This window comes from Psychroflexus longus, assembly GCF_020164595.1.
GTDB lineage: Bacteria > Bacteroidota > Bacteroidia > Flavobacteriales > Flavobacteriaceae > Psychroflexus > Psychroflexus longus.
The window spans coordinates 229,069-236,978 of record NZ_JAIQZE010000003.1; the positions used below are offsets into that span (position 1 = coordinate 229,069).

7 protein-coding genes are annotated in these 7,910 nt (G+C 36.8%); 5 read left to right on the plus strand and 2 right to left on the minus strand.

Annotation, left to right across the window (positions count from 1 at the left end):
- The first annotated feature begins 13 nt into the window (after positions 1-13).
- The 4 genes from LB452_RS05000 (at position 14) to LB452_RS05015 (ending at position 3,315) form a co-directional block, all read left to right on the plus strand.
- Positions 14-1,531 carry a GH3 auxin-responsive promoter family protein gene (locus tag LB452_RS05000; RefSeq protein WP_224460629.1) on the plus strand — a complete coding sequence of 506 codons (1,518 nt, stop codon included), beginning with the start codon at positions 14-16 and terminating at the stop codon, positions 1,529-1,531.
- Between the two features lie 32 nt (positions 1,532-1,563).
- On the plus strand, positions 1,564-1,770 hold the full coding sequence (locus LB452_RS05005; protein ID WP_224460630.1) for a hypothetical protein: 207 nt from the start codon (positions 1,564-1,566) through the stop codon (positions 1,768-1,770).
- On the plus strand, positions 1,760-2,305 hold the full coding sequence (locus LB452_RS05010; protein ID WP_224460631.1) for a Smr/MutS family protein: 546 nt from the start codon (positions 1,760-1,762) through the stop codon (positions 2,303-2,305). Before LB452_RS05005 ends, LB452_RS05010 begins: the two co-directional genes overlap by 11 nt.
- 77 nt (positions 2,306-2,382) lie before the next feature.
- Entirely contained in the window at positions 2,383-3,315 is a 933-nt protein-coding gene (locus tag LB452_RS05015) for a peptidylprolyl isomerase (protein WP_224460632.1), read from the plus strand.
- Positions 3,316-3,386: 71 nt separating this feature from the next.
- On the opposite strand, the gene LB452_RS05020 is transcribed toward LB452_RS05015, so the two are convergent.
- The gene (locus tag LB452_RS05020) at positions 3,387-4,826 is read right to left on the minus strand and encodes an L-serine ammonia-lyase (RefSeq protein ID WP_224460633.1); all 1,440 of its coding nucleotides are present in this window, start codon (positions 4,824-4,826) and stop codon (positions 3,387-3,389) included.
- A gap of 100 nt (positions 4,827-4,926) precedes the next feature.
- Positions 4,927-5,475: a DUF2490 domain-containing protein gene (locus tag LB452_RS05025; RefSeq protein WP_224460638.1), complete on the minus strand. Its 549-nt coding sequence runs from the start codon at positions 5,473-5,475 to the stop codon at positions 4,927-4,929.
- A gap of 355 nt (positions 5,476-5,830) precedes the next feature.
- On the opposite strand from LB452_RS05025, the gene dnaK reads away from it, so the two are divergent.
- Positions 5,831-7,735: a molecular chaperone DnaK gene (dnaK, locus tag LB452_RS05030; RefSeq protein ID WP_224460634.1), complete on the plus strand. Its 1,905-nt coding sequence runs from the start codon at positions 5,831-5,833 to the stop codon at positions 7,733-7,735.
- The last annotated feature ends 175 nt before the right edge of the window (positions 7,736-7,910 follow it).

Below are 7,910 nucleotides of genomic sequence, written 5' to 3' on the forward strand. Positions count from 1 at the left end.
AACTTACTTATTTATGTCAATACCAATTGTAAATTCTATAGCTTCCTGGATACTAAAGAAGCGTATTCATCATATGGAATTGTTTAAAAAACATCCCAATGAAGTTCAAAATGAATTACTACTTGATTTGATTTATAAAGCCCAAAATACGGAATTTGGAAAAACCTATGGCTTTGATGAAATAAATAATTATGAAACTTTTAAAGAGCGCGTACCAGTTCAAACTTATGAAGATTTTGAAGCTACCTTTGAGAGGTGCAGACAGGGAGAAAAGAATTTAATTTGGCCTTCGCCCATTACCATGTTTGCGAAGTCCAGTGGAACTACTGGCGCTAAGAGTAAGTTTATTCCAGTAAGTCAGGAATCTTTAGAGGATTGTCATTATGCGGCCAGCAAGGATTTATTATGCATGTATTTAAATAACAATCCAGACTCTAAGTTATTTACTGGAAAAAGCCTCAGATTAGGAGGAAGTAAAGAAATCTACCAGGATAAAGGAACCTCTTATGGAGATCTTTCTGCTCTACTCATACACAATATGCCATTTTGGGCAAGCTATAGCAGCACGCCAGGAAATAGCGTCTCCTTGATGAGTGACTGGGAAACCAAAATGCAAGCTATAGTGGATGAAACTATTAAAGAGCGAGTAACAAGCCTTGCTGGGGTTCCTTCCTGGATGCTTGTATTGTTAAATGATGTTTTGAAAACTTCTGGAAAAACTAGTATCGATGAAGTTTGGCCAGATCTGGAGGTGTATTTTCATGGAGGTGTGAGTTTTGAGCCTTACAGAAACCAGTACGAGCAGATCATACCCTCAAGCAAAATGAAGTATTACGAAATATATAATGCTTCAGAAGGATTTTTTGCTGCTCAGGATCTTAATAATTCTAAAGACCTATTATTGATGCTCGATTATGGAATTTTCTTCGAGTTCATACCAATGTCGACTTATGGAACACCAAAGGAGAAAGTAATCGGCTTAAGTGAAGTTGAAATTGATACAAATTATGCTATCGTAATTACTACAAACTCTGGATTGTGGAGGTATAAGATTGGAGATACGTTGCGTTTCACCTCTTTAGAGCCTTTCAGAATAAGAGTTACAGGAAGAACAAAGCACCATATCAATGCATTTGGCGAAGAACTTATTATTGAAAATGCAGAAGCTGCAGTCAAGAAAACAGCTTTTGAGCTCAATTGTGAAGTAATGGAATATACAGCGGCACCTGTTTTTATGGAAGGTAAAAAGAAAGGGGCACACGAGTGGATTTTAGAATTTAAAACACCACCTGAAAGTCTTTCTGATTTTCAAATTTGCCTGGATAAAAACCTTCAGGAAATCAATAGTGATTATGAAGCTAAGCGATATAATAATATGACATTAGATCTTTTGAAAATTCATCAGGCCAAGCCTAAGCTTTTTCAAAACTGGTTAAAACAACATAATAAACTTGGAGGTCAGCATAAGATTCCACGATTATCGAATAATCGGGAACACTTGGAAGAATTGTTGGCTCTAAACGGAAATTGAGTCTATATTTGTCAATTCAAAACTTATTTTGAATGATCAACACCAAAAAACAAGCTCTTTATACCGCATTTATCATAATAGGCGCAATTATGTTGATTTATGATCTCACAGGGGAAAATGAAAACGTTTATCTTAAAATTGGCGGACTTCTCATCCTTATGATAGGTCTTTACAATTCTACCAAACAGTGGGCGAGCGACAATCCTAAAGATGATAATACTCCTGATGATGAAAAATAAAAACTTTCTAATAGGTGATAAGGTTGAATTGATCGATGATGATGTGTCTGGAATTGTCACTAAAGTTGAAAGTAATGAAGTTATTTTTGAGACTTCAGATGGTTTTGAAATGAGAGTTCCATTTTCGCTGGTTGTCAAAATTGATGGCCAATTGGATGTGGATTTGAAGGACGATATTTTGCTTGAAAAATTAAAATCAGATTTAAACCCTAAGCAAAAAGGTCCATCCCCAAAACCAAAACGCCAGCAACCTGCGATGGAAGTGGATCTTCATATCCATAATTTGGTGGATAAAACCTCACATTTATCCAATTTTGAAATGCTCAATATTCAGTTGGAGCATAGTCGTAAAAAGATTGAATTTGCGATGGAAAAACGCATCAAACGCATTGTTTTTATTCATGGAGTAGGGCAAGGGGTTCTTAAAGCTGAATTGTATACGCTTTTTAGACGTTATGATCAAATTGAATTTTATGATGCTGACTACCAAAAATACGGTCTTGGTGCCACTGAAATTTATATCTACGATCAATAATTACTCATCAATTTTTTAAACTAAAGTTTACCCGACGTAAATTAGATTTAATTTTAAATTTGCAAAAAAATAAATTCATGAAAAACGGAATATACGCACATTTCAATACCGAAAAAGGTAAAATTATAGTCCAACTTACTTTTGATAAAACCCCTGGCACAGTAGGAAATTTTATAGGACTTGCTGAAGGGAAAATCGAAAACTCAGCTAAAGATTTAGGAACTCCTTATTATGATGGATTAGTCTTTCACAGAGTCATAGACAATTTTATGATCCAAGGTGGGGATCCAAAAGGCAATGGAACAGGAGGACCTGGATATCAATTTGATGACGAAATTCACCCTGACTTGAAGCACGATCGTTCCGGTGTTCTATCTATGGCCAATGCTGGTCCTAGTACAAATGGAAGTCAATTTTTTATCACTCACGGAGCAACACCCTGGCTTGATGGTAAGCATACCGTATTTGGTTATGTTGTGGAAGGGCAAGATGTTGTAGATAGCATTGAAGGTAAAGACAAATTAAATTCAGTAGAAATAGAACGTGTCGGAGACGAAGCTAAAGCATTTGATGCTGTAAAAAGTTTTAAGAAATTCAATGCGTCTAAAGCTGAAAGAGAAGCTGAGCTAAAAGCAGAAGCTGCAAAAAAACTCGACGAAATTTCGAAAGGTTTTAAAGAAACTGAAAGTGGTTTGCGTTACCAAATCATCAATGAGGGGTCGGGCGTAAAACCAAATAAAGGTCAAAACGTCAGCGTTCATTATAAAGGTAGCCTAGTCGATGGAACTGTTTTTGATTCTTCTTACAAAAGAAAACAACCTATCGAATTTCCTGTGGGAGCAGGTCATGTGATTGAAGGTTGGGATGAAGGACTACTATTGCTAAACAAAGGAACCAAAGCTCAATTTGTGATTCCACCTCACTTAGCCTATGGCGACAGAGAAGTCGGAGGTGTCATTCCAGCCAATTCTATCTTAGTATTTGATTTGGAGTTGGTAGATATTAAGTAAAAATGTTATTTCAGAATAAATTAGACCTCACAGGTTTTAAAATTTGTGAGGTCTAGTTATATATAACTTACTTAACAATCGCTCATATTGACTTTGATGGCGAGTCCGCCTTCAGAGGTTTCTTTGTACTTGGATGTCATGTCTTGAGCGGTGTCCCACATGGTAGCTATGATTTTGTCTAAAGGGACTTTAGCTTTGGTAGCATCAGATTCCATAGCGATTTCAGCAGCGTTGATTGCCTTGATCGCACCCATTGCATTACGTTCGATACAAGGGATTTGTACGAGTCCCGCAATAGGATCGCAAGTCATTCCGAGATGGTGTTCCATGGCAATTTCACTAGCCATAAGCACTTGCTCAGGAGTACCGCCCATCAATTCCGTGAGCGCACCTGCAGCCATTGCTGAAGATACGCCAATCTCTGCCTGACAACCGCCCATAGCAGCTGAGATGGTAGCTCCTTTCTTGAATAAACTTCCTATTTCTCCAGCAACCAACATGAATTGTTTTAGATCCTCAAAAGTGGCGTTATGATTTTCGATGACCATATAATACATCATCACTGCTGGTAATGTGCCAGAACTTCCGTTGGTGGGAGCGGTGACGACACGACCTAATGAAGCATTGACCTCATTAACTGATATGGCAAAACAGCTTACCCATTGTAAAATTTGTCGGAATTTGACTTCTTTGGTTCTGATGGTTTCAAGCCATTCCTGAGGAGTATTGTAGGTTTCAAATTTATGTTCGAGAAGGTTTTTGTTCATCCTAGCGGCTCTTCTGTTGACATTTAAACCGCCAGGCAATGTCCCTTCCGTATGGCAACCAATGTACATTGATTCCAGCATTACTTCCCATATTTTCTCTAATCCGGAATGGATTTCAAGTTCATTTCTGAGCGATTTTTCATTTTCGAGAACAATTTCAGAAATAATCTTTTGTTCATTTTTACAATGTTCAATCAATTCTAAAGCAGAATTGATTTGAAAAGGAAAGCTTTTTAATTCTTCTTGTTTTTGTCTGGCGTTTTCTCGATCCTCTTTGACGACAAAACCACCTCCGATGGAATAAAATGTAGTTTCTACTCTTTCACCATTTTTTAAGTGAGCTATGTAGGTGATACCATTGGGATGGAACTCCTTGAAATCTTTTTCAAAGACAACGTCGTCCTTAAAATCAAAATCGATGAACCTAGAATCGTCCAGATTTAATCGACCTTCATTTTTGACTCGGTCTATTTCTACATCAATATGAGTGATATCCATAGTTACTGGGTCATGACCGCAAAGTCCTAAAATGGCTGCAATATCCGTTGCATGGCCTTTTCCTGTTAAAGATAAAGACCCATAAAGATGTATCTTGATGTTTTTGATTTCGTCTAAAAGCTTATCATCTTTCAATTCTTCAACCCATCGCTGTGAGGCTCTCCAGGGTCCAAGAGTATGAGAACTTGATGGCCCCACGCCAATCTTTAGCATATCGAAAACACTTATACATTCAATTTTCTTCATTCTGACAACAATTTTTTATCAATGCTGTAAAGATGAGAGATTTTTTTCACATTTATTAGTGAATGTTCAATTTAAACAGAGAGCTTAAGACTTTTTTAGCTTAAGGTATTTGGTAGAAATGTTCATCATCGTCACTTGGAATCTGCTTCTTTCTGAAATCAAAACGTTGGGAAATCCAGACGACCAGTGTATGGTTTCTTTCAAACCTTTGATTTTGAGATAATTTCACAAAACGATTCATATATCCAATTTGGAAGCTAACAGTTTCAAGTTGTAAACCTAGCGTAAGCCAGGTTCTATTTTGATTAAAATGATTTGTAATGATATTCTCACCAAAATTGACCAAAACTTCATTACTTAAATTTATATAAGGCGTTCCAGAGAAAATCCTTTGTTCCTCAAAATGGTAACGCAATCCAATAAGTAATCTTAACCGGTTGGTGAAGTCGAAATCATTTAATAGCTCTCCATTTGTAAAATTTTGCCTGTAACGCATATCATAACGGACACGATTTATCATAGTCCACCTACCAGTTAACTCATGGTTGGCAACCATTTGCATCCAGGGGCGATGTTCGGTTCTGTTTAATTTGGTACCGTTGCTTTCTGTAGGGATATTCAAATAGGCATAACCTGCAGTGAGATACAGCTTTTAAAAAAATGAGTGTGTAACGCCTGTCCTTGCTACGAAAAAACCGTTGGGTACATAATGGAAATCATTCCAAAGCGAATAGTTTTCAGAAATTCTTGCACTGGTCATGTAACCGGTCCAGAATTGCCCCTGATTGATGATTTCTTTCTCTTGAGCAAAAGAAAAGCAACACACAAAACAAATTGATAGCAGAATAAAGTTTTTAATCATAAGTGATTACTCAAACGTAAAACTAAAATAAAATCTTATAGCAAGTGTCATCTTTTTATGACATGCTGTCACACTCTGTTGGCTGGCATAAAGATTGACTTTTGTTGAGCGAAGACAATAATAAGAATATAAAAATAAAATTATGAGTAAGATTATAGGTATAGATTTAGGAACAACCAACTCTTGTGTATCCGTCATGGAAGGTAATGAGCCAACGGTTATTCCTAATGCTGAAGGTAAAAGAACAACACCATCCGTTATTGCTTTTGTAGAAGGTGGTGAAATAAAAGTAGGTGATCCTGCAAAACGTCAAGCCGTTACTAACCCAGAAAAAACTATTTCCTCTATCAAAAGATTTATGGGAAATAAATATTCTGAATCAACTAAAGAGGTAGATAGAGTGCCTTACAAAGTTGTAAAAGGCGAAAATGATACAGCTCGTGTTGATATCGATGGAAGAATGTATACACCTCAAGAACTATCTGCTATGATTCTTCAGAAAATGAAGAAAACTGCTGAAGATTATTTAGGTCAGGAGGTAACTGAAGCTGTAATTACAGTCCCTGCTTACTTTAACGACTCTCAAAGACAAGCGACTAAAGAAGCTGGTGAAATCGCTGGATTGAAAGTAAGTAGAATTATCAACGAACCTACAGCAGCAGCTTTAGCTTATGGTTTGGATAAAAAAGATAAAGACCAAAAAATTGCCGTATTTGACTTTGGTGGTGGTACACATGATGTGTCTATTCTAGAATTGGGTGATGGTGTATTTGAAGTTTTAGCGACTGATGGTGATACTCACCTTGGTGGTGATGATGTGGATGAAGTGATTATCGACTGGTTAGCTGAAGAATTCATTAAAGATGAAGATATCGATCTTAGAAAAGATGCCATGGCACTTCAAAGATTGAAAGAAGCTGCAGAAAAAGCTAAAATTGAATTATCGTCTTCCAATTCAACCGAAATCAATTTACCATATGTAACGGCAACGCAAAGCGGACCTAAGCACTTGGTAAGAACGTTCACAAGATCAAAATTTGAACAATTAATTTCTGGTCTGGTAAAGAGAACAATTACTCCATGCGAAAAAGCATTGAAAGCTGCTGGATTAAGTACAAGTGACATCGACGAAGTGATCTTAGTTGGTGGTTCTACTCGTATTCCAGCTGTACAAAAAGCAGTTGAAGATTTCTTCGGAAAGAAACCAAGTAAAGGTGTAAATCCAGATGAGGTTGTAGCAATTGGTGCAGGAATACAAGGTGGTGTATTGACCGGAGATGTAAAAGATGTATTGTTACTTGATGTGACACCACTTTCTCTAGGTATTGAAACTATGGGTGGTGTGATGACCAAACTTATAGAATCAAATACAACGATTCCTTCTAAAAAGTCTCAGGTTTTCTCAACCGCACAAGACAATCAACCAAGTGTAGAGATTCACGTCCTACAAGGTGAGCGTCCAATGGCAACTGATAATAAAACAATTGGTAGATTCCACCTAGATGGTATACCACCAGCAAAACGTGGAGTTCCACAAATTGAAGTTACTTTTGATATTGATGCTAATGGTATCATCAAAGTAAGTGCAACTGATAAAGCGACTGGAAAATCTCAGGACATTAGAATTGAAGCTTCTTCCGGATTGACTGAAGAGGAAATTAAGAAGATGAAGCAGGAAGCTGAAGCGAATGCTGAAGCAGATAAAAAGGCTAAGGAGAAAGTAGATAAGCTAAATGAAGCTGATGCTATGATTTTCCAAACTGAAAGTCAAATGAAAGAATTTGGAGACAAAATTTCTGATGACAAGAAGAAGCCTATCGAAGATGCTTTAGAAGAATTGAAAGCAGCTTATGAAACTAAAGAACTTGAGAAAATTACCCCAGCTTTAGATAAATTGAACGAAGCTTGGAAAACAGTTTCTGAAGAAATGTACAAAGCACAAGCTGAGCAACAAGGTGGAGGTGAGCAACCAAAATCTGAAGGCGACGATTCTAAAGGAAACGATGATAGTGATGTCGAAGACGTAGATTTTGAAGAAGTAAAGTAAACTTTAAAATAAGTGTCTCGTCCTAAATAACCGATACAGATTATTAGACATTAAATTTATAATTTAAACCTTAACGATGCTAGCATCGTTAAGGTTTTTTGATTTATACGATTTTCTTTTGAGTTTGTTTTGCTTGTGCATTTCCATCGGAGTTAACATATGATTAGATAAATGT

What these genes read in the sequence shown, in the direction of transcription:
- LB452_RS05000 (WP_224460629.1), top strand. Translation starts at nt 14, where the DNA reads ATGTCAATACCAATTGTAAATTCTATAGCTTCCTGGATACTAAAGAAG.
- LB452_RS05005 (WP_224460630.1), top strand. Translation starts at nt 1,564, where the DNA reads ATGATCAACACCAAAAAACAAGCTCTTTATACCGCATTTATCATAATA.
- LB452_RS05010 (WP_224460631.1), top strand. Translation starts at nt 1,760, where the DNA reads ATGAAAAATAAAAACTTTCTAATAGGTGATAAGGTTGAATTGATCGAT.
- LB452_RS05015 (WP_224460632.1), top strand. Translation starts at nt 2,383, where the DNA reads ATGAAAAACGGAATATACGCACATTTCAATACCGAAAAAGGTAAAATT.
- LB452_RS05020 (WP_224460633.1), bottom strand. Translation starts at nt 4,826, where the DNA reads ATGAAGAAAATTGAATGTATAAGTGTTTTCGATATGCTAAAGATTGGC.
- dnaK (WP_224460634.1), top strand. Translation starts at nt 5,831, where the DNA reads ATGAGTAAGATTATAGGTATAGATTTAGGAACAACCAACTCTTGTGTA.